Source organism: Pseudoxanthomonas japonensis (assembly GCF_043632995.1).
GTDB classification, from domain to species: Bacteria; Pseudomonadota; Gammaproteobacteria; order Xanthomonadales; family Xanthomonadaceae; genus Pseudoxanthomonas_A; species Pseudoxanthomonas_A japonensis.
This window is the reverse complement of record NZ_CP171632.1, coordinates 692862-718577: the sequence shown is the minus strand read 5'-3', so window position 1 is coordinate 718577 and position 25716 is coordinate 692862. Positions and strand designations below refer to the sequence as shown.

At 68.3% G+C, this 25716-nt stretch carries 28 protein-coding genes and 1 tRNA gene; 5 read left to right on the top strand and 24 right to left on the bottom strand.

Going from position 1 to position 25716, the window contains the following annotated elements:
* Window positions 1-17: 17 nt before the first annotated feature.
* Window positions 18-404, top strand: a complete 387-nt coding sequence (locus tag ACGHX3_RS03130) for a VOC family protein (protein WP_162337043.1) — start codon at window positions 18-20, stop codon at window positions 402-404.
* A gap of 6 nt (window positions 405-410) precedes the next feature.
* On the opposite strand, the gene ACGHX3_RS03125 is transcribed toward ACGHX3_RS03130, so the two are convergent.
* The 5 genes from ACGHX3_RS03125 to ACGHX3_RS03105 all read right to left on the bottom strand — a co-directional run bounded on the left by ACGHX3_RS03125 (window position 411) and on the right by ACGHX3_RS03105 (window position 5331).
* A complete protein-coding gene (locus ACGHX3_RS03125) occupies window positions 411-845 on the bottom strand; it encodes a BLUF domain-containing protein (RefSeq protein ID WP_162337044.1) in 435 nt (144 codons plus the stop codon).
* 72 nt (window positions 846-917) lie between these two features.
* The gene (locus tag ACGHX3_RS03120) at window positions 918-2564 is read right to left on the bottom strand and encodes a M28 family metallopeptidase (RefSeq protein ID WP_394696372.1); all 1647 of its coding nucleotides are present in this window, start codon (window positions 2562-2564) and stop codon (window positions 918-920) included.
* A gap of 142 nt (window positions 2565-2706) precedes the next feature.
* Complete coding sequence (locus tag ACGHX3_RS03115; protein ID WP_394696371.1) at window positions 2707-3636, bottom strand: MBL fold metallo-hydrolase; 930 nt, start codon at window positions 3634-3636, stop codon at window positions 2707-2709.
* A gap of 95 nt (window positions 3637-3731) precedes the next feature.
* Entirely contained in the window at window positions 3732-4031 is a 300-nt protein-coding gene (locus tag ACGHX3_RS03110) for a hypothetical protein (protein ID WP_394696370.1), read from the bottom strand.
* 4 nt (window positions 4032-4035) lie between these two features.
* Complete coding sequence (locus ACGHX3_RS03105) at window positions 4036-5331, bottom strand: tryptophan--tRNA ligase (protein ID WP_394696369.1); 1296 nt, start codon at window positions 5329-5331, stop codon at window positions 4036-4038.
* Between the two features lie 193 nt (window positions 5332-5524).
* Between ACGHX3_RS03105 and ACGHX3_RS03100 the strand changes: the two genes are divergently transcribed.
* Window positions 5525-6325, top strand: a complete 801-nt coding sequence (locus ACGHX3_RS03100; protein ID WP_394696368.1) for a hypothetical protein — start codon at window positions 5525-5527, stop codon at window positions 6323-6325.
* Between the two features lie 73 nt (window positions 6326-6398).
* Here ACGHX3_RS03100 and ACGHX3_RS03095 read toward each other — a convergent pair whose 3' ends face one another.
* The 10 genes from ACGHX3_RS03095 to ACGHX3_RS03050 form a co-directional block, all read right to left on the bottom strand.
* A complete protein-coding gene (locus tag ACGHX3_RS03095) occupies window positions 6399-6620 on the bottom strand; it encodes a CsbD family protein (protein ID WP_162337050.1) in 222 nt (73 codons plus the stop codon).
* Between the two features lie 292 nt (window positions 6621-6912).
* A complete protein-coding gene (locus tag ACGHX3_RS03090; protein ID WP_394696367.1) occupies window positions 6913-7047 on the bottom strand; it encodes an entericidin A/B family lipoprotein in 135 nt (44 codons plus the stop codon).
* Between the two features lie 190 nt (window positions 7048-7237).
* Window positions 7238-7390 (bottom strand): entericidin A/B family lipoprotein, encoded by a 153-nt coding sequence (locus ACGHX3_RS03085; RefSeq protein ID WP_213604738.1) that lies wholly within the window; start codon window positions 7388-7390, stop codon window positions 7238-7240.
* 146 nt (window positions 7391-7536) lie between these two features.
* Entirely contained in the window at window positions 7537-8460 is a 924-nt protein-coding gene (gene rocF / locus ACGHX3_RS03080) for an arginase (RefSeq protein ID WP_162337053.1), read from the bottom strand.
* A 97-nt stretch (window positions 8461-8557) separates the two neighbouring features.
* Window positions 8558-8633, bottom strand: a tRNA-Thr gene (locus tag ACGHX3_RS03075).
* A 13-nt stretch (window positions 8634-8646) separates the two neighbouring features.
* The gene (locus ACGHX3_RS03070) at window positions 8647-9315 is read right to left on the bottom strand and encodes an SPOR domain-containing protein (protein ID WP_394696366.1); all 669 of its coding nucleotides are present in this window, start codon (window positions 9313-9315) and stop codon (window positions 8647-8649) included.
* Window positions 9316-9334: 19 nt separating this feature from the next.
* Complete coding sequence (locus ACGHX3_RS03065; RefSeq protein WP_394696365.1) at window positions 9335-10084, bottom strand: type III pantothenate kinase; 750 nt, start codon at window positions 10082-10084, stop codon at window positions 9335-9337.
* Complete coding sequence (birA, locus tag ACGHX3_RS03060) at window positions 10081-11049, bottom strand: bifunctional biotin--[acetyl-CoA-carboxylase] ligase/biotin operon repressor BirA (RefSeq protein ID WP_394696364.1); 969 nt, start codon at window positions 11047-11049, stop codon at window positions 10081-10083. Before birA ends, ACGHX3_RS03065 begins: the two co-directional genes overlap by 4 nt.
* Window positions 11046-11672 carry a glycerol-3-phosphate 1-O-acyltransferase PlsY gene (plsY, locus tag ACGHX3_RS03055; RefSeq protein ID WP_394696363.1) on the bottom strand — a complete coding sequence of 209 codons (627 nt, stop codon included), beginning with the start codon at window positions 11670-11672 and terminating at the stop codon, window positions 11046-11048. Before plsY ends, birA begins: the two co-directional genes overlap by 4 nt.
* 30 nt (window positions 11673-11702) lie before the next feature.
* Window positions 11703-13517 (bottom strand): DegV family protein, encoded by a 1815-nt coding sequence (locus tag ACGHX3_RS03050; protein WP_394696362.1) that lies wholly within the window; start codon window positions 13515-13517, stop codon window positions 11703-11705.
* Window positions 13518-13709: 192 nt separating this feature from the next.
* Between ACGHX3_RS03050 and ACGHX3_RS03045 the strand changes: the two genes are divergently transcribed.
* Window positions 13710-14033 carry a hypothetical protein gene (locus ACGHX3_RS03045; RefSeq protein WP_394696361.1) on the top strand — a complete coding sequence of 108 codons (324 nt, stop codon included), beginning with the start codon at window positions 13710-13712 and terminating at the stop codon, window positions 14031-14033.
* Window positions 14034-14051: 18 nt separating this feature from the next.
* Complete coding sequence (locus ACGHX3_RS03040; protein WP_394696360.1) at window positions 14052-14813, top strand: zinc-dependent peptidase; 762 nt, start codon at window positions 14052-14054, stop codon at window positions 14811-14813.
* Window position 14814: 1 nt separating this feature from the next.
* On the opposite strand, the gene ACGHX3_RS03035 is transcribed toward ACGHX3_RS03040, so the two are convergent.
* The 8 genes from ACGHX3_RS03035 to ACGHX3_RS03000 form a co-directional block, all read right to left on the bottom strand.
* Window positions 14815-16269 (bottom strand): sensor histidine kinase, encoded by a 1455-nt coding sequence (locus tag ACGHX3_RS03035; RefSeq protein ID WP_394696359.1) that lies wholly within the window; start codon window positions 16267-16269, stop codon window positions 14815-14817.
* Window positions 16270-16297: 28 nt separating this feature from the next.
* Window positions 16298-16984, bottom strand: coding sequence for a response regulator transcription factor (locus tag ACGHX3_RS03030; protein ID WP_055937106.1), 687 nt, complete (start codon window positions 16982-16984; stop codon window positions 16298-16300).
* Between the two features lie 76 nt (window positions 16985-17060).
* Complete coding sequence (locus ACGHX3_RS03025; RefSeq protein WP_162337060.1) at window positions 17061-17462, bottom strand: hypothetical protein; 402 nt, start codon at window positions 17460-17462, stop codon at window positions 17061-17063.
* A gap of 147 nt (window positions 17463-17609) precedes the next feature.
* Entirely contained in the window at window positions 17610-18533 is a 924-nt protein-coding gene (locus tag ACGHX3_RS03020; RefSeq protein WP_394696358.1) for an arginine deiminase-related protein, read from the bottom strand.
* A 2-nt stretch (window positions 18534-18535) separates the two neighbouring features.
* Complete coding sequence (gene dusA / locus ACGHX3_RS03015; RefSeq protein WP_394696357.1) at window positions 18536-19534, bottom strand: tRNA dihydrouridine(20/20a) synthase DusA; 999 nt, start codon at window positions 19532-19534, stop codon at window positions 18536-18538.
* A 294-nt stretch (window positions 19535-19828) separates the two neighbouring features.
* A complete protein-coding gene (locus tag ACGHX3_RS03010; RefSeq protein ID WP_394696356.1) occupies window positions 19829-20401 on the bottom strand; it encodes a hypothetical protein in 573 nt (190 codons plus the stop codon).
* 315 nt (window positions 20402-20716) lie between these two features.
* Entirely contained in the window at window positions 20717-21442 is a 726-nt protein-coding gene (locus ACGHX3_RS03005; RefSeq protein WP_394696355.1) for a response regulator, read from the bottom strand.
* Window positions 21439-24084, bottom strand: a complete 2646-nt coding sequence (locus ACGHX3_RS03000; RefSeq protein ID WP_394696354.1) for an ATP-binding protein — start codon at window positions 24082-24084, stop codon at window positions 21439-21441. The genes ACGHX3_RS03005 and ACGHX3_RS03000 overlap by 4 nt, the downstream gene beginning before the upstream one ends.
* A 128-nt stretch (window positions 24085-24212) precedes the next feature.
* On the opposite strand from ACGHX3_RS03000, the gene ACGHX3_RS02995 reads away from it, so the two are divergent.
* On the top strand, window positions 24213-24410 hold the full coding sequence (locus tag ACGHX3_RS02995; protein WP_394696353.1) for a hypothetical protein: 198 nt from the start codon (window positions 24213-24215) through the stop codon (window positions 24408-24410).
* A gap of 672 nt (window positions 24411-25082) precedes the next feature.
* Here ACGHX3_RS02995 and kdpC read toward each other — a convergent pair.
* Window positions 25083-25712: a potassium-transporting ATPase subunit KdpC gene (gene kdpC / locus ACGHX3_RS02990; protein ID WP_162337083.1), complete on the bottom strand. Its 630-nt coding sequence runs from the start codon at window positions 25710-25712 to the stop codon at window positions 25083-25085.
* Window positions 25713-25716: the final 4 nt, after the last annotated feature.

The following is a 25716-nucleotide window of genomic DNA, read 5'->3' as shown; positions in this document are numbered from 1 at the left end:
TTCATCCGGAGTCCGCCATGACCCACCGCAGCCGTCTCGCCGGTTTCATCATCGACAGCCAGGTCGACGACCTGCCAGCCGCCTCCGCGTTCTGGAGCGCCGCCCTGGGGTTGAAGGTCACGGACCCCGATGACGGCGGCCTGGGGATCTACGACAAGTTCGAACCCGGCCCCGGCGGCCTGCACATCGAAGTGCAGAAGGTGAAGCACGAGGCCCGCGTGCACCTGGACATCGAGACCGACGACATCGAAGCCGAAGTCGTGCGCCTGGAAGCACTCGGCGCGAAGCGCGTGCAGCACGTGCGCAACCGCTGGTGGGTGATGGAAGCGCCGACAGGACACCGCTTCTGCGTGGTGCCGATGAACGAGGACAGTGGACGTGCGAGGCCGAACCGCTGGCCCTGACCGGCGTCAAGGCGTGGGCACGGCATCCTCTTTCCAGAATGCCAACAGGCGGGTCAAACCGGACGAGGCGGCGGACTCGTCCTCCAGCCACGGAATCTCACGGCGCCATTGCGCCTGGCTGAGCTGCTGCACCAGGGTCTGTGGGGCATGGGCGAACCCCATGTGCCAGCGCTGGAACACGCGCTTGTCCACGCGTCCCTGCTCGAGGATTTCGAGACGATGGTGCTGGCTGGCGCGCGCGATGCGCGCGTAGATCTGTTCGACATCGGCGCGCGTGCCTTCCAGGTACTGGAAGAAGCGCTGGCCGCCGTACAGCAGTGCGCCGGTCACCTCCGCCAGTTCGTTCGCAACGCGCGCATCCAGCAGCAGCTGGTCGAGATCGTCGGCGTCCATCGGACGCGTGGCCTGGCTCTGGTAGACCAGTACATGAAGAGGAGCCACAAGCGTTCCGGTGGTGCGAAAGGACGCGCAGCATAGCGCAGCGAATCACATGAACGGCGTGCGCCAGCGCCGCTATTTCCGTTCAGTCTCGCTGCGTTCGCGCACGGTCTTGAATTCTGAACCGTTCAGCCAACGCGGCCATGCGCGTCCATCCGCGATGTCGCGGCCCAGCGCGTACAGCAGCGCCACATCCTGCGCCTGACCGTCTGCCTCCCACGACGACGTCCACGCATCGCAGGGCTGGTGGTAGCACCTGGCGAAGTACGCATCGCGCAGCGACTTCCCGCGGGCCACGCCGCCGTCGATGCGGTCCAGTCCGGCGCCCACCGTGATCGCCGGCACGCCCGCGCGCGCGAAGGCGAAATGGTCGGCACGGTAGAAGAAGCCCGCTTCGAGGTTCGGATCAGGCGAATAGGTGCGCCCGTGTGCCTCCGCGACGCGCTTCAGGTCGCCCTCGAGCGAGACGCGGCCATTGCCCCATGAGGCGATGTCGCGGTTGGGACCATCGGGACTGAGCATTTCGATGTTCAGCACCGCGGCCGTCTTCTCCAGCGGCGCCAGCGGATTCGCGGCGTAATAGGTCGCGCCCTGCAGCCCCTTTTCCTCGGCGGTCAGCGCCATGAACAGCAGGGTGCGCTGCGGACGGGGACCGGCGGCGAACACGCGCGCCAGTTCGATCACCGCGGCGACGCCGGTCGCATTGTCGACGGCGCCGTGGCGGACCGCATCGCCCGAGGCATCCGGCTCACCGATGCCGAAGGCATCCCAGTGCGCTGAGTAGATGACCGTCTCGTCCGGCCGCTCCGCGCCCGCCAGGCGACCGATGACGTTGCGTGTCACCACCTGGTCCCGCTTTACCGCAAAGGACGCGGAAAGCGTGGCATCGCCGAGTGCGACCGGCGCGAACGCCGATGTCTGCGCACGGCGCTTCTCCACCTCGAAATCCAGCCCCGCGCGCTCGAACAGCGACACCGCCAGGTCGCGCTGCATCCAGCCGCGCAGCAGCGTGTGGTACGTCGCCGCATCGTCACGCGGAATGTCGAACACCGGCGACAAGCCGGACGCCCGCACCGTCGCCCAACCATAGGCGGCCGGGGCGGTTTCGTGGACGATCAGCACACCGGCCGCGCCCTGCCGCGCGAGCTCTTCGTACTTGTAGGTCCAGCGGCCGTAATAGGTCACCGCCCGGCCATCGAACGCGCCGGGCGAGTCCGTTTCGAAATCCGGATCGTTGACCAGCACCACAGCGACCTTGCCCTTCAGGTCCGCGCCCTTGTAGTCGTCCCAGCCGCGCTCGGGCGCCGTGATGCCGTAGCCGACGAACACCAGCGGCGCATCGACGATGCCGACGCGGTCAACAGGGTTCAGGCTCTGCAGGACGAGGTCGTCGCCGTTGGACAGCGCCTGGCTTGCGCCTCCGATCTTCAGCGTCGCGGTGACCGGACCCTCGACCTGCGCGCGTATCAGCGGCACGGCCTGCGTCCATCCACCCTGCTCGCCACCCGGTTGCACACCGGCCTTCTTCAGCTCATCGACCACATACGCGACGGTCTTCTCCTCGCCGGGCGTCGCCGGCGCGCGGCCTTCGAATTCAGCCGAGGCGAGCACGCGCACATGGCGCGACAGGTTGTCGGCGCTGATCCCGCCACCGGGAATGTCGGCGGCGAAGGCGGGCGTCAAGCCAAGCGACAGGAGCAGCAAGTGGAGGGAACGTTTCATGGGTATCGCGGCTTCGTTTGACGGGCGTGGCGAGTCTAAAGGATGGATGTGGGAGCGACGTCAGTCGCGATACAGCATCCGGACGGCTTGATCGCGACTGACGTCGCTCCACAGGTATCGATCCGGTACTGGCGTGCGCTTTCTACGGCCGTCCACGATCCAGCCACACGCCCAGTCCCTGCGCGTTGAGTTCGATGTCCATCTCGAGCAGGCGCAACACCTCCTCGTCCGCAAGCGGCACCTGCAGGCCATGCGCACGTTCGAGGTACAGCGCTGACAGGCCGGCGGCGATGCAGCGATGGCGATCCGCGCGCCCTTCGCAGGCTTCGGCGATCGCCACCATCGCGTCGATCTGTTCGTACAGCGCCTGCGCCAGGCGTGGCACGTCGCCGACGCGGCCATAGTGCGTCAGGTACATGCCCTCGGGTCCGTACGCGACCATCCGCGCGATGCTGGCTTTCAACGCCGCAGGCTCGAACTGCACCGGCGTACTGGTGGGCAGGATGAAGGCACCGGCCGGCCCGTCCAGTTCGCGGTAGGACAGGCCGAATGTGTCGCCGGTGAACCAGCAGCGGCTGCGCGCGTCCCAGATGCAATGGTGGTGGCGCGCATGGCCCGGCGTGTCGACGCACAGCAACGGACGCTCTGCGAGCATCATCGCCTCACCATCGGCGGCGATGCGCACGCGCTCTTTCGGCACCGGCTGGACGGTGCCATAGCTGCGCTGTATTTCCTCTTCGCCGTAGACCGCCGTGGCACCCTCGACCAGCCTGGCCGGATAGATGAGGTGCGGCGCGGCACGCGGATGCGCGATCACCGTGGCGTTGGGCAACTGCTGCAGGAGCAGGCCCGTGCCACCGGCGTGGTCCAGGTGCACATGGGTGACGATGACGAACTCGATGTCGGCAGGCGTCAGCCCCACCGCCCGGACTGCATCCAGCAGGCGCGGGACCGAATGGTTGGTGCCGCAGTCGATGAAGGCGCCGCGGCCCTCCTCGACGACCAGATAGGCGGCGTCGAAGTGGTCGCGATGGAACGCGGTGTCGATGGTGTGGATGCCATGCAGGCTCATCCGCGTACCTGTGTGGAGACGGTTGACCCGATTCTAGTCCCCGTATCGCGGGTGTACGACCCGCCTTTGGTGGAACGCTCCATCCGCGCGCGGCCTCAGCCGCGCGACAGCCACCAGCCGCGCAGCGGCACCGCCAGCGTCAGCACGAACAGGAACGCGCCATACGCCACCAGCGTGGCCAGCACCTGCTTCCAGATCGCGCCGGTGCCGACATCGGCGGCGCCCAGCGCATAGCCCCACTGCATGCCGACGAAGCTCAACACGAATGCCACCGCCAGCACCGCCAGATCGAAGCCTTTCCGGCGCGCAGTGCGCGGCTGGCGCGGGAACAGCCAGTACAGCGAGCCCAGCAGCATGAACCACGGCAGGAACAGGATCACCGCAAGATACGGCATGGCGTCAGGCCTCCGCCGCCCGCAACGCGGCCAGCGCCGCGAGCACGTCGGCGACCGGCACCTGCAGCACGATCTCCGGCGTTTCCATCGCGTCGGCCTGATCGGCCTGCTTCAGCACGCCGATCAGCCTGCCGGCATCCTTGGGCGAGTCGAAGCCGTTGCTCTGCAGCAGCACGTTGCCGTCCGCATCCGCCAGCTTGAAGTAGAACCGGCCATCGGTATCGCGGTACTGCTTGAATGCCGGCAGTGCGACTTTCGATGGCGCGACCTTCGCTTCCACCACCGGCATCTGCGACAGGTCGCGCAGGCCAACCGCATGGCGCAGTTCGGCCAGCAGCGGCGTCGCATAGCGTTCGCGCAGGCGACGCGCGCCATCGCGCAGGATCGCCTCGATGTCGGCGGGCTTCGCCATCAGCGCGTCGTACTTCTCGCGCAGCGGCGCGATTTCCGCATCGATGCGCTCGAACAGCTGCTGCTTCGCATCGCCCCAGCCGATGCCGCCGGCGAACTGCTGCGCGAACGCGCGCGTCTCCTCCGGGCTGGCGAAGGCCTGGTACAGCTGGAACAGCGCCGAGCCTTCCGTGTCTTTCGGCTCGCCCGGACCGCGTGAGTCGGTCAGGATGGAGAACACCAGCTTCTTCAGCTCGTCCCGCGGCACGAACAGCGGAATGGTGTTGTTGTAGCTCTTGCTCATCTTGCGGCCGTCGAGCCCGGGCAGCGTCGCCACGTTGTCGTCGATCAGCGCTTCCGGCAGGGTGAAGTACTCCTTGCCGTAGACGTGGTTGAAGCGCTGGCCAAAATCGCGCGCCATCTCGATGTGCTGGATCTGATCGCGTCCCACCGGCACCTGGTGCGCGTTGAAGATCAGGATGTCCGCGGCCATCAGCACCGGGTACATGAAGAGCCCCGCACTGACGCCCGCATCCGGGTCTTCGCCATCGGCATTGTTCTTGTCCACCGCCGCCTTGTACGCGTGCGCGCGGTTGAGGATGCCCTTGCCCGCCACGCAGGTCAGGAACCAGGTCAGCTCGGTGATCTCCGGCACGTCGCTCTGGCGGTAGAACCACACCTTGTCCGGCTCCAGGCCGCAGGCCAGCCAGGTCGCCGCGATTTCCAGCGTGGAGCGCTGCGTGCGCACCGGGTCCTGCGCCTTGATCAGGCTGTGCAGGTCGGCCAGGAAGTAGAAGCTCTCCGTGTCCGCGGCGCGGCTGGCGGCCACGGCCGGGCGCACGGCGCCGACGTAGTTGCCAAGGTGCGGCGTGCCCGAGGTGGTGATGCCGGTGAGGACGCGGGTGGTCATGTGCAGTGCGTGGGAATGCGGGAAAGCGGCCAGTTTACCGGCTGGGGCCGGCGCATGCCGGCGCCGGGGTGCGACACGACGTCGCAGCCAGCACGCTTGCCCATGGCTTAACCGGTGTGCGCTTCGCCACCACGGCCAACCCCACCGCATGCGGCCGGCCGTTCGCAGCAACGTCCCCACCTGGAGAACGGACATGCTGCACCGAATCCTCGCCTCCCTGGCCACCTTGGCCCTGCTTGCCTCCGCACCGGCCCACGCCGGCCCCCTGGTCGATGTCAGCGTGGTCGACCGCGACACTGGCGAATGGCTGGCACAGCATCCGCACCGGGGCGATCTCTGGGTCGCAGGCACGCCCGGCAACCGCTACAGCGTCCGCCTGACCAACACCACGGGCGAGCGCGTGCTGGTCGTGCTGTCGGTGGACGGGATCAACGCCATCACCGGCCAGACCGCCAACCCCTCGCAGGCCGGCTACGTGCTGGAGCCGTGGCAGACCACCGAAGTCACCGGCTGGCGCAAGTCGATGAGTGACGTGGCGCAGTTCGTCTTCACCGACCTCGGCGACAGCTACGCCGCGCGGACAGGCCGGCCGCGCAATGTTGGCGTGATCGGCATAGCCGCGTTCCGGGAAGCGCCCGCCTATCGCTATCCGCAGTACACGCCACCGACGATCGCGCGCGGATCGATGGAGAAGCGGGCGGAGGCCGAAGCCGCTGCACCAGCGGGTGCCTCCCGCGGCATCGCCGCCAACGACGCCGCCCAGCAGCAGAGCATCGGCACCGGTCATGGCGGTCGCGAGTGGGCGCCCACGTCGCGAACGGGTTTCGACCGCGCGACCCGCCAGCCGGAACAGGTGGGCGAGGTGCGCTACGACGAGTACCGCCGGCTGGTCGCTCTGGGCGTGGTCCCCCGCCGTCTTGGACCGACGCGTCGCGATGAACGCCCGCGCGCGTTCCCCAATGGCTTTGTTGCCGACCCGCCGCGCTACCGCTGAGCTTCGCGCATGAAAGAAGACGGGCCGCATCAGGCGGCCCGTCTCGATTTGCCTGTCAGGGTGAGTACGTGCGTCAGTGCTTGAACGTGCTGTCCGAACGCAGCGTGCGCTGGAACTCCTGGACTTCCGTGTTGGCACGGTCCCGGTCGTACCCGTAACGTTCCTGCAGCTTGCCGGTCAGGTACTCGGCATTGCCTTCCGCGACCTTGAAGTCGTCGTCGGTCAGGTCGCCCCACTTCGCCTGGATCTTGCCCTTCAGCTGTTTCCAGTTACCGGCGATGATGTCCTGATTCATGGTGTTGCCTCGCTTGATTGAGCGGCAGGGGGCGCCGCGGGGACAGCTTCGCAAGGCGCGCGTTTCCACACGATCAACCCTGCGTCAACAGGCCATTAGGAATGGCTGAACCATTCAGGGGCATGACGGTTCGTTCGCGGCCATGAACGCGTAAGAGTGACGCGTGCTTCCATTCATCCGGAGAAGAACAGCGCGTCAGGAGAGCATCGCAATACCTGCATGGGCGCCATGGAAATCGCGCCAAAAAAAACGGGCCGCATGGCGGCCCGTCGTGATCGCAGGAATCGGGGCGTTACTTGCCCGAAGAATCCTCGACCTTCTCGCCCACCTTCTGCACGTCCTTGCCGAACCCCTTGACGGTGTTGCAGCCGGACAGCACGGCGATGGAGAACAGGGACAACAGAATCAACGCAACCATACGCTTCATAAGCGACTCCTGTGGACGGTACTCACGGCCTGGGACGGCAGCGTCCGGGACGGACGACCCATGCTGCCCCACCCGCGCAGTCTGATTCAAGCACACTGGCTGCTGGCTGACCATCCGCAACCCGAAAACAAGGAAGGGCCGGTTTCCCGGCCCTTCCTCGCACATGCCCGACGGCCCAAGGCGACGTGACTCAGCAGCGGCCGTCCTTGCAGTCCTGGGCCTTGTCCTCGACCTTCTCGCCGACCTTCTGGACGTCCTTGCCGGCACCGGCCACGGTGTTGCAGCCGGACAGGACGGCCATCGAGAACATCGCCGTCAGCAGCAGCATCATTGCACGCTTCATGTGTCATCTCCTGGTGGATTGGGGTGCCGCCGCGGGGCGTCCCATGGCTGCGGCGGCGTGTGCGTGCACCTTCGTCGCGACCGCGTATAGGGCACGTGAAGCCCGGACGGCCGTGTTCAGTCGCAGTTTTCCCAGTCCACCGGCACTCAGTCGCGCATCAGCGTCGACTTGCCGAAGAGGCTTTCCACCAGGTCCACCGTCAGCTTGGCCGTGCGGTTGCGGCGGTCCAGCACCGGGTTCAACTCGACGATATCGAGCGACCCCATCAGACGCGTGTCGGCGATCATCTCCATCACCAGCTGCGCTTCGCGGTAGTTGGGGCCGCCCGGCACGGTGGTGCCGACCCCCGGCGCGATGCTGGGATCGAGGAAGTCCACATCGAAACTGACGTGCAGGTGGGTGTCGCCATCGACGCCCTCCAGCGCGGCCTCGATCGTGCGCTTCATGCCCACCTCGTCGATGTAGCGCATGTCGTACACATCGACCTGGTGGTCCTTGATCAGCTTCTTCTCTTCCGGATCGACCGAACGGATACCGATCTGCCGCACCATCGCCGGCGTGATCGCCGGGGCATCGCCGCCGAGCTTCGTCAGCGCCTCGGGGCCGATGCCGCACAGGCAGGCCACCGGCATGCCGTGGATGTTGCCCGACGGCGTGACCTCGCTGGTGTTGAAGTCCGAATGCGCGTCCAGCCACAGCACGCGCAGCTTCTTGCCGGCCTGGCGGCAATGGCGCGCCACGGCGGTGATCGACCCCATCGCCAGGCAGTGGTCGCCGCCCAGCATGATGGGCAGGCGCTGGCGTGCGAGTTCCGCCGCCGTGGCGTCCATCACGGCGCGATTCCAGGCCACCACCTCATCGAGGTGCCGATAACCTTCGACCGGACCCGTCCACGGATTGGCCGGACCCTGCACGTTGCCGGTATCGATCACGTCGATGCCCCGTGCCGCCAGCGCCTCGCCCAGGCCGGCGATGCGCAGCGCATCCGGCCCCATGCGGGCACCACGATGGCCTGCGCCGATGTCGGTGGGCACACCGATCAGGGAGACCGGGGGAAAGGCTCGACTCATGGGTACGTCCTGCGGAAAACAGGCGCACAGTCTAGTAGGTCGGCGATGACGGGCCTGTGGCATCGCAGCACGGACGCGCCGACGACGACAGCGAAGATGGTGCCGCTTATCCGAATCGAACGGATGACCTACCGCTTACAAGGCGGTTGCTCTACCAGCTGAGCTAAAGCGGCGCGGGCTGCGATTCTAGCGCAGCGCGGTGCATTCGAGGGGTTGGGGAGCGCCGCTGGACGCGGCGCGGGCCAGGGCGACGGCATCCACGCCTTCCGCCACGCCCGCATCCAGCCACCACAGGCCGGGACCGGCGCGTCCCACCGGCTGCAGTTCGGCGCCGAAGTCCGCGGCCTCCAGTTGTGCGAGTCGGCGTTCCGCGGCTTCACGGCTGCGATAACGTCCCAAGGCGATCCCGTTCGCCTGGTCGCCCTGCCGCACCACCAGGAAATCGTCGAAACCCGCCGCACCGATGCGCGCCGCGGTGGCCTGCGCCTCTTCAAGCGTGGCGGCCGGCGGAATGACCACCTGGTAGCCACTGGCGCTCGTGCCCGGGATTTCGCGAAGGCGTGCGCGCAACAGTCGTCCTGCGGTCGCCGCCTGCGCTTGCGTGGCCGCCGCTGCGCTGGTGTAGGGCCCCAGACTGAAACAGGCCGCGATGGAAGCCTCCGCAGCAGGCGCGGTCGTCGACGATGCGACCGGAGCCCCTGCCGGCGACAGGGGCTCGTCCACCAATTGCAGGCGGGCCACACCGGAAGGCAGGTCGGCGGGCGGCGCAGGCGGCACCACGGAGCGCGTCAGCCACCAGGCGGCGGCACCGAGGTTCAACACGACCAGCAGGACGATCATGGCGCGGATCAGCATGCCGTGATTCTAGCCGCGCTCACGCGTCCGAACCGAGCTGCGCCCACACGGCCAGTCCCTCGAGGACGAGGGAGGGCGCCAGCGCGGCACCTGGCAACCAGGGCATCAGGCCAGCGGCGCCACCACCATGCAGCAGCAACGCCGGCCGTTCGCCCAGCGTGTCCTCCGCCTGCAGCAGGCTGCGCTCGACGAGTCCCAGCGCGGCGCCGTCGCAGCCGGACGCCAGCGCGTCGAGCGTGTCGGTGGCGAACTCGACGTAGTGGCCACCCGTCGCAGGAAGTTGCCCGGCCGCGGCTTGCAGGGACTCGCGCATCAGCTGGGGCGACGGCGCGATGCGCCCGCCCCGATGCAGGCCCTGCGCATCCAGCAGGTCGACCGTCACCGCCGTGCCCACGCCCACGACCAGCCAGTTCCGCGCCGCGCGGCGACGCGCCGCCAGCAGCGCGAGGAAACGGTCCACCCCCAGGCGCGCGGGCTCGTCGTAGGCGATGCGCACGCCGGCCAGCGCAGGCTGCGTGCGCGGCAGGGAAATGGCGCCGACGCGCGTGGTCAGCCAATCGATCACGGCGGCCGTGCGCGCGGGCGATGCCACGCTGGCGACGACCGCCATCGAAGCCTTCCGCACCAGGGTCGCCGGCAGCACCGCGTCGAGCGACGAGATGAAGCCTTCGTCATACGCGACGGCCTGCACGTGGCCGAGCGTGCCGTCGGCATGCAGTGCCGCGCACTTCACACGCGAGTTCCCCAGGTCGAACACCCACTGCGTCATGTCGCCCTCACGCTGACTTCGCCCGCATGCACCTGCCGCACGCCCTGATCCATCCTCACCCGCAATGCACCGTCGTCGCCGATGCCATCGGCCACGCCCTGTTCGTCGCCCTGCGGACCATGCACGGTGATGGCGCGCCCTGCCAGCACATCCAGTGCGGCATAACGCGCGAGGAACGGCGGAAGGCCGTCGCGATCAAACTGCTCCAGCGCCGGCAGCAGCGCATCCAGCAACTGCGCCGCCAGTGCGTTGCGCGACGGTGCGCCATCGCCCAAACCGGCGAGATCGGTCCATGCCTGGTCGATGGTCATGGCGACGGGCGCCGGCATGCGCACGTTCACACCGATGCCGATCACCGCGCGCACCGGCCCACCGTGCTCGCCGCCGCCTTCCACCAGGATGCCGCCGAGCTTGCGGCCGTGCGCGAGCAGATCGTTGGGCCACTTCACGCCCACCGCGATATAGCCAGCCTGCCGCAGCGCTTCCGCCACTGCCACGCCGACCACCAGGCTGAGGCCGCCCAGGCGCGCGAGACCGCCGGAGAACTGCCGCGACAGCGACAGGTAGAGATTCGATGCGATCGGCGACGCCCATTGACGTCCACGCCGACCACGGCCACCGGTCTGCTGCTCGGCGAGCAGGACCTCGACGCCCCGTTCCGGCGCCTTGCGCCGGAGCAATTCACTGTTGGTGGAATCCAGCGACCACGCCACGTCGAGCGACGACAGCCCATCGATGGTCGCGGACGGCAGTTGCGCGCGGATACGGTCGGCGTCCAGCAGTTCGACCGGTTCGGCGAGTGCATAGCCGCGCCCGGCTTGGGCATCGATGCGCACGCCGCCGTCGCGCAGTGCTTCGATGCGCTTCCACATGGCGGCACGCGTCAGGCCGGCATCGCGCGCCAGCACATCGCCGGACACCGGGCCTTCAATCAAGCGCTGCAGCAGCTCGCGCTCGCCGGTCATGCGCGACGGCGCCAGATACGGACGCGTTCGAATCGCGACTCGGTGCCGTCGCGCAGGCGACGGACATTCACCCGATGGGTGAACAGCACCAGCAGCGCGGCGGCGATGGCGAACACCTGTGCCGCGCGATCGACCTGCATCCACCACGCCAGCGGCACCAAGCACGCGGTGGCGACGATCGACGCCAGGCCTACGTACCCCGTCGCCACCAGCACGCCTACCCATACCGCGAACAACGGCAGCAGCACCATCGGCCACAGCACCGCCATGCCACCCAGCAGCGTGCCGACGCCTTTGCCGCCGCGGAACCCGTGCCAGACCGGCCAGACATGGCCCATCGCCGCGATGAAGATCGCCAGGTATCCCAGCACACGCGGTGCCAACGGGCCATCCGACGGCGCGAAGCGCAGCGCCAACCACGCCGCCAGCGCACCCTTGCCGATATCGATCAGCACCACGCCGAGCGCGAACTTCGCGCCCTGGGTGCGGAAGGCATTGGTACCACCGGCATTGCCGCTGCCCTGCGTGCGGATGTCCACGCCGCGCAGGCGGCCCAGCATCAGGCTGCCCGACACGGAGCCGATCAGGTAGGCGAGCAGCAACAGCAGGCAGGAAGTCAGCATGGCACCATTATGGGCCACGCCCTCATCGGCTTAGGCATCTGGCGCCGGCTGCACCGCCACGATCAGTGCGCCCTGCCCTGCGTGTGCGCCGATGGCCGCGCCCGTTTCCACCAACCGGTCCTCGCTGATGTCCAGGCGCGCACGCAGCGCAGCCAGCACTCGCTCCGCCCCCGCACGCGCGTCGCAGTGCCCGACGATGAGGCGCCAGCGCTTACCTGCCGGAAGCTGGCGCACGACACGCTGCGCGAACGCTTCCGGCGCGCCGGCGCGGGTCAACAGGATGCCCGCAACCACCATGCGGCCGTCGATGCTCATCTTCGCCATCGGGGTCAGCGCGCTCAGGCGCGCGATCGGCGCCGCCCAGCGCGGGATGCGGCCACCGCGTACCGCATGGGAAATGTCGGGCGCGATGGCCCACATACGCGTGAGCGGGCGCAGGCGTTCCAGTTCGGCCACGACCTCGGCATCGTCCCGTCCTTCGGCCGCCAGTTCCGCCGCCCGCCATACCAGCAGGGCCTGGCCGCAGGCGGCGTTGATCGTGTCGAACACGCGCACGCGACGGCCGGGATCGCGCACCGCCGCATGCTCGCCGGACTGCAGCGTGCCCGATAGCGCGCGCGACAGGCCCACGTACAGCACGCGCGCATGGTGAGCGAGCGACAGCTCGAACTGACGGCGGAAATCGCCGGGCGGCGGCTGGCTGGTGCGCGGCAGCTGGCGCGACGACGCCATGCGCCGGTAGAACTCGCCGGTCGACAGGCCGATCTTGTCGAGGTAGTCGCGACCATCCAGGTCCACGCGCGCCGGCACCACGCCGATCGCGTAACGCTCGGCGATGTCGTCCGGCAGGTCGGCGGCGCTGTCGGTGACCACCACCAGCGGCTGCGGTGCGGCCGCCACCGCCTGCTGGCGGATCATGTCGTCGGCCTTCATGCCTTCGACACGCCCCTGCGCTGCGCAGGCATCGAACAACGCCTGCGGCGAACCCGTGTGGGCGTGCACGCGCAGCCGCGACGCACCGCCGGCAATGACGATGGAATCCGCGCCGATCGCTTCCAGCGCAACGCGCAGGCGGTTGCGGTCCAACCCATCGCCGAGCAGCAGGCATTCCGTGCACCACCGGCGGTCAGGATCGATCTCGTGGTCGTGGACGACGGAACCGCCCGCGTCGTTGGCGGCCATCGGTGCACCCGTCCGCATGCGCACGGCCCGCGGACCGCCTTCGACGAACTCGGCGATGCCCTCCAGCAGGTCGACGAACCCCTGCGCGCCAGCGTCCACCACGCCGGCCTTCTGCAGCAGCGCCATCTGCCGCGGTGTATCGGCCAGCGCGCGACGCGCCCGCACCAGTGCGCGGGTGAAGCCACTGCGCGTATCGGACTGCGCGCTGTCCGCTGCCGCATCCAGTTCGTCGGCGAATGCGGTGATGACGCTCAGGATGGTGCCCTCGACCGGCTGGGCCAGCGCCTGCCGCGCACTCTGCGCGCCCTGGCGCACGGCGGCGGCCAGCGAGCGCACGTCCAACTCGGGCAGCGGCCGCACGCGTTCGGCCACGCCGTGGAGGAACTGCGCCAGGATGGCGCCCGAATTGCCCCGCGCCCCGTCGATCGCGTCGTTGCCGACCCGGCTGAGCAGGTCACCGGCGTGCTGGCTGGGCCGGCTCAGCGCACCGTGGAGCACGCTGCCGAGGGTGGAGGCGAGGTTGTTGCCGGTATCCCCGTCAGCCACCGGGAACACGTTGATGCGGTTCAACCCGTCCCGGGCCGCGATGACCCGGCGGGCACCGGCGATCAGCGCCAGGCGCAGGGCGGGAGCGGTCAGCGGGCGGTCTGAGGCGGTCGGCATGGCGGGAGTCTGCCGCAAGCCGGGAACCGGCCCTGCTGCGACGCAGCAGCCCATCCGCGGTTTTCCTCGATCCGTCGCCGCGGACCGCCGTTTCGTCGCACGGAGCGGGCCGATCCGTGCCGGCCGGCGCCAATCCGGCTATAGTCGGCGGCGTCATCTGGCCGCTGTAACCGACCGACAGGAGTCCCTCCGATGCTTCGCGCCAGCCTTGCCCTGCTGCTCCTCGTTGCCTCGGCGGCCGTGTTCGCCCAGAACGGGCGCGGCATCGCCAACGGCACCAACGGGACCTGCCAGGACGTCGCCGACCGCGCGGTCGCCGAACGTCCGGCCGATGCCGTGCCGAATGCATCGGATGCACGCCGCGCGCGCGCCACCGCCGTGCGCAGCAAGTACGGCGCGCCTGCGTCGCTGACCTCGCCGGCCACCACCCGCGGCGGCGGCGACGACGACGACACCCCGCTGCCGCGCAGCCGCGGCTCGAAGTGGCACAGCTTCCTGCCCGGCATGTTCCGCTGACGCGGAGGGCGGCACCCGGTGATCGGACTGTTGCGCCGCCTGCGGCGCCCTTCCCCGTCGATTGAAGACAGCCTCTGGCAACGCGTGCGCAGCGCTACCCCATGGGTATCGGCGCTGGACGACGAGCGCTCGGAGCGCCTGCGCGCACTGACGGCGCGCTTCCTGCACCAGAAGACCATCACGCCGCTGGCCGGGCTGAGCCTGGACGACGCGCAGCGCGCGCAGCTGGCCGCGCTGTGCTGCCTGCCGCTGCTCGAATACGGCGAGGCCGGCCTGCGCGGCTGGTCGCAGCTGATCGTCTATCCCGATGCCTTCCGCGTGCAGCGCACGCACACCGACGCCGCGGGCGTTCTGCACGAATGGGAAGACGACCTGGCCGGCGAAGCCTGGGACCAGGGACCGCTGATCCTGTCGTGGGCCGACGTGCAGGCCGACATCGCAGAGCCCGATGCCGGCTTCTGCGTGGCCGTGCACGAGATGGCGCACAAGCTGGACGTGCTGGATGGCGAACTGGACGGCACGCCACCGTTGCCGGACGCATGGCATAGCCGCTGGGCGCGCGACTTCCAGCGCGCCTACGACGACTTCTGCATGCAGGTCGACCTCGGCCGCGAGACCGCCATCGACCCGTACGCGGCGGAAGCGCCCGAGGAATTCTTCGCCGTCGTCACCGAGTACCACTTCTCCGCGCCGGACGTACTGACCGAGGCCATGCCGGACGTGGCGGCGCATCTGGCGCGCTTCTACGGTCCTTCGCCGATGACCGGCACGGCCGCCTGAATCACAGCCCCGGCGGCAGCCGCACCTCGAAGCGCGCGCCGCCCAGTTCGTCCGATCGCCGTACCTGCAACTCGCCACGATAGTCGCGGATCAGGTCCTGCACGATGGACAGGCCGATGCCGTGCCCCTGCACGCGCTCGTCGCCGCGCACACCGCGCTGCAGGACCTTCGCGACATCGTCTTCGGCGATACCCGGTCCATCGTCGTCCACCGCCATGAACAGGCCCGCACGCCGCTGCGGCGCCGTCGCGCCGACCGTCACCGTCAGCAGCACGCGCGAGCGCGCCCACTTGAAGGCGTTCTCCAGCAGGTTGCCCATCAGTTCCTGCAGGTCGCCGGTCTCGCCGTGGAAACGTGCGCGCGGGTCGATCTCGAATTCGCAGATCACGCCCTTCGTGGCATACACCTTCTCCAGGCCGCGCACGATTTCCTCCGCGTGCGGCTCGATGGGCACGGCCGCGGAGAACAGCTTGTGTCCACTCGAGGCCGCACGCGCCAACTGGTAGGAGACCAGGTTGTTCATCCGCTTGAGCTGGACGTCCAGTTCGTCGCGCAACGCCTGCGGATCGCCACCGCCACTGTCCAGCTGCGTGCGCAGCACCGCGATGGGTGTCTTCAGGCTGTGCGCCAGGTCGGCCAGCGTATTGCGCTGCCGCTCCAGGTTCTCGCGTTCGCTCTCGATGAAGGCGTTGATGCTGTCGGTCAGCGGTTCGAGTTCGCGCGGATGGCTCTCGGTCATCCCCGACAGTTCGCCACGCTGCACACGACTGAGTTCGAAGATGACCCGCCGCAGCGGGCGCAGGCTCCAGCGCAGCACCAGCATCTGCAGCAGCAGCAGGATCACGCCGGCGCCGCCGAGGTAGACCCACAGCGACCCGCGGAACACGCGGATCTGCGCGCTCAACGCCTGCGCATCCTCGAAGATGTAGATGCTGTACGGGATCTCGGGATGCTGGTGCGTCGCCGGCCATGCGTACCCCACGCCGTAACGGTATGCCTCGCTCTCGCTGCCGTCGGCACGACGGATCGGCAGCGGCCCCTCGAACGATTCCTCCAGCGCACCGAGCATCCGCGGCACCGGCAGCTCGGGTCCCAGCGTGGAGTTGGATCCCCACGGCGGCACGCCCTGGAGCACCACCTGCGCGTACATTCCGCTGTCGGGCATGTCGAAGCGGGGATCGGGCGTGTTGTAGGGTGGAATCAGCGTGCCGTTGCGCCCGAACTCCACCTTGTCGGTGTAATACAGCGCGTAGCTCTTCAAGCGCTGGCGCAGGTTGTCCTCGGCGGTATCGACGAACGCGCGGTCCAGCGCATACCCGGCGAGAGCGAGGAAGGCGAGCAGCGCCAGGCTGGCGGCGAGCAGCTGGCGGGCACGCAACGAACGCGGCCGCCACCCGTCGAACCGGTCACGGCCGACGGGGGCGGATGGCGCGGCGCCGGAGGGTGGCGCAGGCATCAAGTGCAGGCGATGCCGGCGCGGGACATCAGCCTTCGCCGCTGCGCGGGATCGCGAAGCGGTAGCCGCGACCGCGTACGGTCTCGATCGGCTTCAGCTCGCCGTCCGGGTCCAGCTTCTTGCGCAGGCGGCCGATGAAGACTTCCAACACGTTGGAGTCGCGGTCGAAATCCTGCTGGTAGATGTGCTCGGTCAGGTCGGCCTTCGAGACCAGCTCGCCGGCATGCATCATCAGGTACTCGAGCACCTTGTACTCGTAGCTCGTCAGATCGACGTTGCTGCCGTTGACGCTCACGGTCTGTGCCGCCAGGTCCAGCGCGACCGGACCGCATTCCAGTGTCGGCTTGCTCCAGCCCGCCGCGCGGCGCAGCAGCGCGTTGACGCGCGCGAGCAGTTCTTCCACATGGAAGGGCTTGACCAGATAGTCGTCGGCGCCCTGCTTCAGGCCCTCGACCTTGTCCTGCCAGCTGCTGCGCGCGGTCAGGATCAGCACCGGGAACTTCTTGCCTTCGTCGCGCAGCGCCTTGATCAACTCCATGCCGGACATCTTCGGCAGGCCGAGGTCGATGATGCCGACATCGAACGGCACTTCGCGGCCCATGTAGAGGCCTTCCTCGCCGTCCTGGGCGGCGTCGACCGCAAAGCCTTCGCGCTTCAGGCGCGCTGCCAGGGTTTCACGCAGGGGGGCTTCGTCTTCGACCAGCAGGATACGCATGGACTCTCCTTGGTATTTCGCGTGGCGCGGAACCGGCCACGGACATGCTCGTGATGAGCGTGGATTCTACGTAAGACTACGGGCGCGAGGGGTTATCGCCGCGTGGAGGCGGCGCGATGTCGCGGCGCGGCCGGACGGGGGAATCGGCATCGCGGCGCGACGGCCCGGCGTCGTCCTGGGTCTGCGTGCGCACGCGACCACGGTCGTCGATGTACTTGACGCGCGTGACATCACGGCCGTCGTACTGCATGCGTTCGACACTCAGGACCTGGTTGCCGGCATCGCTGCGCACGCGGCGCACGGAGTCCGACATCGAGTTGCGGTGACCCCGGTCGTCGTTGCGCGGCATGCCGCGGTCACGCGACGGCGGCGCGTCCCCGCGATCCCGGTCGTCCTGTGCGTGCACCGCAGCAGTACCGGTCAGGGCAACGAGGACCGCCAAGGTGAGGGCGGCTAGGGTCGGGGCACGAAAACGCATAACGGAATCGTAACGGAACTGGGGTCGCGAAACTGAACGAAACCCGAAACCGCCTCAGTGGATGGGAAGCGCAGTCTTGGACCCGGGCGGTGAATCCGTTCTGAATTTATCCACAGGGTCGCTCTGCGCATTCAGCCAGCTGAATGATCAGAAAACCTCGGCAACACAACACCTTAGCGAGCCGCCGCCGGCTTCGATGGCGGTCAGCGCGACGCTGTGCACCGCAAAGCCGGACGCGGCCAGCGCCTCCACGGTGGCCGGCCGCAGCGCGTCGTGGGCGCGACGGCTCATCCACACCTTCCCTGACGCCAACGCGATGGCGTTGCCGGCGAACGCGGCCTGCTCCAGGCCGTTCAGGTTGACCACACCGCCGGGGTAGACCGCCTTCAGGGCAGGCACCAGACCGGGGGTCTGCAGCCCGCCGGCGTGAACCAGGACCGCGCGGCCGGCCAGCACCGCCAGCAGTACATTGGTGTGGTATTCGCCCGGGGCCAGATCGAACATCAGCGTGGCGCGCAGGCCGAACGCCTCGTGCATCCGTGCCGCGCCGGCCTCGTCGCAGCGCTCGGACAGGCCGCAGAAGCCGATGCCGCGCGCGCGGTCGATGACCAGTGCGCCGGTCAGCTCGCACGGGTGCGGCTGGCCGGAGAGATCCACCTCGGCATAACCCAGCGTGTCGCGGAAGAAGCCGCGGATATCCCTTCGCCCCGCTTCGCGCTGGCGTACCTCGTGGCGCATGCGGCCCACGATCAGCCGCGCTTCGCCGTCCACGCGCGCGGTGGCGAACACGTTGTTCGGAAACACCGCATCCGGCGTCGTCTCGTCGCCGGGGAAGCAGATCACCGGTACGTCCTGCGCCAATGCGCGATGCAGCGCATGGTGTTCGCGCAACGCCGCGCCGGTATCGAAGGCGCGGGCGTCCGCCATGTAGCGGTTGTCCTGTGCCGACTGCTCCGCGCGCATGAAGCCATCCGGCGACACCAGGAAGGCCGCGCGTGCGGTCGCCGGCCCGAAGTCCGCTGCCAGCGAACCCGCGAACGCGGTGAACGCGGCGATGTCGCGGGTGATCACGCTCAGGCCGCCGGGCGCAGTTCGCGCGTGGTCGCGGCCAGCGCCTGCTCCACCAGCGACCAGTCGGCCCCGGGACGGTGTGCGCCCTCGCTGAGGATCTGGCGGAAGGCACGCCCGCCCGGCTGCGCATGGAACAGGCCGAGCACATGGCGGGTCAGGTGCTTCAATGCCACGCCCTTCGCCAGTTGCGCCTCGACATACGGGCGCCACGCACGCAACAACTCAGCGCGCGAACGCAGCTCGCCGCCGAACAGCGCCACCTGCATCTCATGCAGCACGTAGGGCTCGTGGTAGGCCGCGCGACCGATCATCACGCCATCGCTGTGCTGCAGGTGCTCGTGCACCTGTGCGGTGGTGGTGATGCCGCCGTTGATCGCCACTGTCAGTGCGGGCCGCTCGCGCTTGAGCCGGTAGGCCCAGTCGTAGCGCAGCGGCGGAATCTCGCGGTTCTCCTTCGGCGACAGGCCCTGCAGCCACGCCTTGCGCGCATGCACGAAGAACGTGTTGCAGCCGGTCGCGGCGACGGTGTCGATGAAGGCGAGGAACAGGTCGTAGTCCTCCTGCTCGTCCACGCCGAGGCGGCACTTCACCGTCACCGGAATGCTGACGGCCTCGATCATCGCCGCCACGCACTCGGACACCAGCGCCGGCTCCTTCATCAGGCAGGCGCCGAAGCGACCGGCCTGCACGCGGTCGGACGGACAACCCACGTTGAGGTTCACCTCGTCGTAGCCCCAGTCCTGCGCGATGCGCGCGGCCTGCGCCAGGTGCGCCGGGTCGCTGCCGCCGAGCTGGACGGCAACGGGATGCTCCACGGTGTCAAAGCCCAGCAGCCGGTGGCGGTCGCCATGGATCACGGCCTGCGCGTGCACCATCTCGGTGTACAGGCGCGCGCTCGGCGCAAACAGGCGGTGGAACACGCGGCAATGCGTGTCCGTCCAGTCCATCATCGGGGCGACAGACAGGCGCAGGGTGTCGTTGGGAATGCGGGGGGACGTCATGGCGTCATTGTAGCGCGCGGCCCCATTCGGCCCCGCCCCGCAAGCGATGCCCGCGCCCTCATAGGTCGGGGTGAACGAAGTGAAGCCCAACCACGTACGCTTCGGGAATCCCGATGTTGGGCATCGCAGGCTCAGCCCAACCTATCTCGCTACGCAGGGAGTCGATAGCGCCGGCAACGGAATGCCGTCACCGACGCGCAAGCGCTACTCCCTATCGATGCCGTTGGCTTCCCAGCCTTCGCTGGTTAACTTGACGCCGTGTGACTGTTGCTTCGTACCCGCTCCATGGATTACTTACTTTACGTGGGGGAATGCCGCCTGAATCTCTTCAGAGCTCGCCCACTCTGCCAGATCGACGACGCGGTAGAGATATTTCACGCTGGCGCTCTGATAGTCACCCAACTTGATCGGGCCTTCCCACTTGACTACCTTCTCTAGCGCCTTGCGCCCGTAGCAAAGCGAACCTCGAGTGGCGCCTTTGTTCGCGGCATGAAGCTCGTTCCGGCCCACTCGCAGGTATCGCTCTCCCTCAGCGGTTAACTCATAGCGAGTGACACGTTCCACGCGTCCGGTTGCGCCGACTCCGAATGCTGTAACGGGCCTCTCGACGACATTAGAAGAGACGAGGCCCTGGGACTTCAACGCTTCCATCTCCCCAGCGGGGCCGGCTCCTCCAAAGGGATTGCCCATTCTCTTTTGCATGTCACTGAGCTCAAACGGCCAAGCTTGGCTGTTTAGACAGAGCTCGCCCCTCTTAGCCAAGTAGGCGTCTATCGCTTTCCCAAAGTTTTCCTTTGTGGGGTCGCTCGCGCTGTTGCAAGCCGTGAGAACACTCAATGAAAGCAGTGTCAGGTATCGAAATTTCACAAGTCCTCCCTGGACAACGTACGAAGTCCGTACGCGACATTCATAACATGCCTGCCGAGTTAGACATCTACTCACAATACCGAAAGCATAGGAATTGCAATGTGCAAATGTTACGCAAGCGCAAATGCTTGAGTCGGCAATGATTTGATCAGATGTCCACCCAATCCATCATGGGGACGACGGACAAGTATTGGGTGTTGTAGAAAATCGAGGCGGGTGGACGTGAGTTGGGCATTGCAGCGTGGTGTTCCCACCCTCCATCCAGTCATCAACAGATGGCCCTGATTGAGATCTAGCCTGACCGCTAGGCCGCCCTCACTCCCGTGCCACAAACCGCAACCCCACCCCCGGCTCCGTCGCGATGTACCTTGGCGCCGTCGCATCATCCTGCAGCTTCTGCCTCAGCTTGCCGACCAGGATGCGCAGGTAGTGCGTGTCGTCCTGGTGGCTCGGGCCCCACAGTTCGCGCAGCAGTTGCGGTTGCGTGACCACGCGTCCCGGGTGTTGCAGCAGCAGCGCGAGCAGGGCGAATTCCTTGCGGCTCAGCGCGACGGGTTCGCCGTCCAGCGTCACCTCGCGGCGGCCCAGGTCCACGTGCAGGTGGCCGTCGTCGAACAGCGGCATGGCCGCGTCGCTGGCGGCGATGCGCGTGCGCAGCAGGCCGCGGATGCGCGCCATCAGTTCCTGCACGCCGAACGGCTTGGTGACGTAGTCGTTGGCGCCGCCATCCAGCGCGGCCACCTTCTCGGTTTCACCGTCGCGCACGGTCAGCATGATCACCGGCACCTGCGACCACTGCCGCAGCTCGCGCAGCACGTCGTGGCCGTCCAGGTCGGGCAGGCCGATGTCCAGCACCACCACGTCGGCGCCGTGCGCGGCCAGTTCCGCCAGCCCGGCGCGGCCGCCGTCCGCCAGCGCGACGACATAGCCCTGCGCGCGCAGGCTGATGTCGAGGAAGCGCCGGATCTGCGGCTCGTCGTCGATCACCAGGATGCGCGCCGGTGGGGCGGACGCGGTGGGCGGTGGCGCGGTGTAGGTCAAGCGGGTGCCTGCGGGGTGGGCGTGAGCAGCGGCAGGGTAATCCGGATCACCGTGCCGCGCCCGTCCGGTCCCGGCAGCGCCTGCACGCTGCCGCCGTGCGCGCCCACCATGCCCTGGCAGATCGCCAGTCCCAGGCCGGTGCCGTGGCGACCACGGTCGCCGCGCTCCACGCTGTAGAACATGTCGAAGATGCGGCTGCGCTCGTCTTCCGGAATGCCCGGCCCGCAGTCGCGCACGTCGATGCGCAGCGCGCCGTCGACGAGCTTCGCCTCGACCTGTACGGGTTCATCGGGCGGCGAGAACTTGCCCGCGTTCTCCAGCACGTTGAACACCGCCTGCTCGATCAGCGCCGGATGCACCCACACCGGCGGCACGTCGGCCGCCACCGTGGTCTGCACGCGCACGTCCGGCTGGTAGCGCTGCAGCCGGGAGACCGCCGAACCGAGCAGTTCATCCACGCCGATCCAGTCGCGGTTGAGCGTCAGCCCGCTGTGGCCCAGGCGCGTCATGTCGAGCAGGTTCTGGATGTAGCGGTCCAGCCGCTCGCCTTCCTGCTGGATGGTGTCCAGCAGGCTGCGGCGGTCGTCCTCGCCCATCGCGTCCCAGTAACTGGCCAGGCTGCTGGCCGAACCGATCATCGACGCCAGCGGCGAGCGCAGGTCATGCGACACCGACGACAGCAGCGCCGAGCGCAGGCGCTCGGTTTCGCCACTGACACGCGCATCTTCCAGTTCGGCGACCAGGCGCGTGCGCACCACGGCCTGCGCGATGTCCTCGGCCATGGCTTCGGCCAGCCGCCGCTGCTCCGGCAGCAGCCGCGCGGACGCGTCGCCGAAGCGCAGTCCGATCACGCCCAGCGTGCCGCGGTCGCCCTGCAGCGGCAGGAACCAGCGCCCCGCGCCGGCCAGCGTGTCGGTATGGTGTCCGGTCGCCTGCCCATGCTGTTGTGCCCAATCGGCGGCGGCACGATCGAGGTCGGCAAGCTCGGCATCGGCGGGTTCCTCGCGCCCCTGCACGCGCAGCCACGCCTCGGCCGACAGCGCACGCGCCAGCGCCTTGCGGCCGGCGGCCAGCACCTGTCCCAGGTCGGCGGCCACGGCCAGTTCGCGACCCAATGCCTGCAACGCGGTCGCCTGCGTGTTGGCCGCACGCAGCGCCACCACCTGCATGCGCAGGCGCGAGGCCAGCCGTCCCGCCACCAGCGCCGCGATCAGGAACAGGAACACCGTGGTCACGCCCTGGCGCGCGCTGATGTTGAAGGTGAAGCGCGGCTCGATGAAGAAGAAGTTGTAGGCCAGGAAGCTCAACAGCGCGGCCACCACCGCGGCGGTCATGCGCGTGCGTGCGGCCACCAGCACCACCGCGACGATGAACACCATCGACACGTCCTCCAGCCCCATCCACCGCTCCGCCAGCCAGGCCACGCCGATCGACAGCAGCGAGGCGACGGCGGCGAAGGCGAGCTCGTGCCGCCGCAGCCAGGGCCCGATGCCTGCATCGCCACGGCGTGCACGCGCACGCGCCTCCGGCGTGCCGATGATGACCAGCTCGTAGTGCGCGCCGCGCTGCAGGATCTGCTGCGTCAGCGTGCGGTTGAACATGCGCGCCACCGGCCGCTCGCGCGTGCGCCCCAGCACCAGCGTCGACGCACCGCTCTGGGTGGCGTGGTCGAGCAGCGCGTCGGCGATGCGCGTGCCACGCAGCACCTCCGTATCGGCGCCCAGCCGCCGCGCCAGTGCGAAGGCCTGGTCGATCTCGCGCTGGCGCGCCTCGTCCACCGCGTCGGCCTGCACGGTCACCACGCTCCACGGCGCATCGCGGCGCTCGGCGATGCGGCGCGCGGCGCGCACCAGGTATTCGGAAGACCCCAACCCATCGACCGCCACCAGCACGCGCCGCCGCAGTGGCAGGCCGGGCAGGCCACGCGCGGCCTGGTCTTCGCGCAGGTCGCTGTCGACGCGGTCGGCGGCGGTCTGCATCGCCAGCTCGCGCAGCGCGATCAGGTTCGACGGCGAGAAGAACGCCTGCAGCGCCTGTGCCGCCTGCTCGGGCAGGTAGACCTTGCCCTGGTGCAGGCGCTCGATCAGCTCGCGCGGCGGCAGGTCGACCAGCACGATGTCGCGCAGGCGGTCGAACACGGCATCCGGCACGGTCTCGCTGACACGCACGCCGGTGATGCGGTGGACGACGTCGTTGAGGCTTTCCAGGTGCTGGATGTTGATGGTCGTGTGGACATCGATGCCGGCATCGAGCAGTTCGATCACGTCCTGCCAGCGCCGTTCGTGCCGGCTGCCCGGCGCGTTGCGATGGGCCAGTTCGTCGACCAGCGCGATCTGCGGGCGGCGCGCCAGCAGTGCGTCCAGGTCCATCTCGTCCAGCCAGCGCCCCTGGTAGGACACCCGGCGGCGCGGCAGGATCTCCAGCCCTTCGGTTTGCGCCGCGGTCTCGCCGCGGCCGTGCGTCTCGACGATGCCGACCACGACATCCCTGCCCTGCCGGCGCAGCTCGCGGGCGCGCGACAACATGGTGTAGGTCTTGCCCACGCCGGGCGCGGCGCCCAGGAAGATGGTCAGCCGCCCGCCCTGCTCGCGTTGCAGGTGGTCGATCAAGGCATCGGCCTGGCGGTCGCGGGGGTCGGTCATGGGGATATTCTGCCTGTTGTCATGTCACGTCGAGCGGGTGGGATGGCCCGCCATGACGGCGCTACCGCTGCGCAACGGGTGGGCGCCAAGACGGGAACGGCGTCGGCGAGGAAAATTGCCTCGACGGCATGGCAAAAAGCCTCGTGCGCGAAGCAACCAGCATCGACGGCGACCCTTTCTGGTTCGGCCGCAAGGCTTTTTGCCTTGTCGTCTCACCTGAACGCCTCGCACGCGCACCTTTCTGGTTTGACGTCGAAGCAAAAAGCCTTGTCATCTCAGCCCCAGCGTCACATTCGCGAGGCTTTTTGCCTTGTCGTCTCACCTGAAAGGTCTGCGCGCGAAGCTTTTTGCCTTGTCGCCTCACCTTTGAGCCTCGCTCGCGAGGAAATCTGCTTCGACAGCGCACCTTTCTGGTTCGGCATCAAGGCGTTCTGCTCCACCATCGGTCGCGGTCGTGCCGTGACACTCGATCCACCACGCGATCTCCGAGTCCGCGGCGCCGTCTGCCCCTCACCCGCCTTCGGTACCCTCGCCCCGCACGCGGGGCGAGGGGAACCGCGCTTCGACACTGCATGTTTGATTCCTTCTCCCCGCCTGCGGGGAGAAGGTGCCCGGAGAGCCTGCCCCGTACTTGAGACGGGTGCGGATGAGGGGGCGAGCGGAGCGAGAGTGCTTTCTGGTCATGAGTCGCTTCCACGTATGGACTGATCGCTTGCCAACACTCGACGCATCACGCACTACCGAATCAACACGGCGCCGTCTGCCCCTCACCCGCCTTCGGCACCCTCTCCGCGCACGCGGTGCGAGGGGAACCGCGCTTCGACACTGCATGTTTGATTCCTTCTCCCCGCCTGCGGGGAGAAGGTGCCCGGAGGGCGGATGAGGGGCGAGCGGAGTGAGAGTGCTTTCTGGTCATGAGTCGCTTCCACGCATGGACTGATCGCTTGCCAACACTCGACGCATCACGCACTACCGAATCAACACGGTGCCGTCGCCCCTCACCCGCCTTCGGCACCCTCTCCCCGCACGCGGGGCGAGGGGACGCCACTCTTGCCATCCAGTGCCAGATTCAGTTCCAGCACGTTGACCCGCGGTTCGCCGAACAGGCCGAACTGCTTGCCTTCCGAGTGTTCCGCGACGAGGCGCTCGATCACCGCCGCATCAACGCCGCGCGCACGCGCCACGCGGGCGATCTGGATGCGGATCGCCTCCGGTGACAAATGCGGATCGATACCGCCGCCGGACTGGGTGACCAGATCGCCCGGCACGTCGGCCGGCGCCACGCCCTCGCGTGCGGCGACAGCAGCGCGTGCCTCATCGATGCGCGCACGCAGGTCGGGATTCGTACGCGCCTGGTTGCTGCCGGCCAGCGCCATCACGTCGTAGCCGGCGGCGGACGGTCGCGATTGGAAGTAGCGATCATCGGCAAACGGCTGCGCGACCAGCGATGAGCCGATCACCCGGCCGTCGCGTTCGATCAGGCTGCCTTTCGCCTGCGCGGGGAACAGCAGGCCGCCGATGCCGGTCGCGGCCAGCGAGTACAGCAGGCCGAAGCCGAGCAGCGTGACCAGCGCGAGCATCAGCGACGCGCGCCAGACATTGGTGGATGAAGTCAAAACAGCATTCATGGGA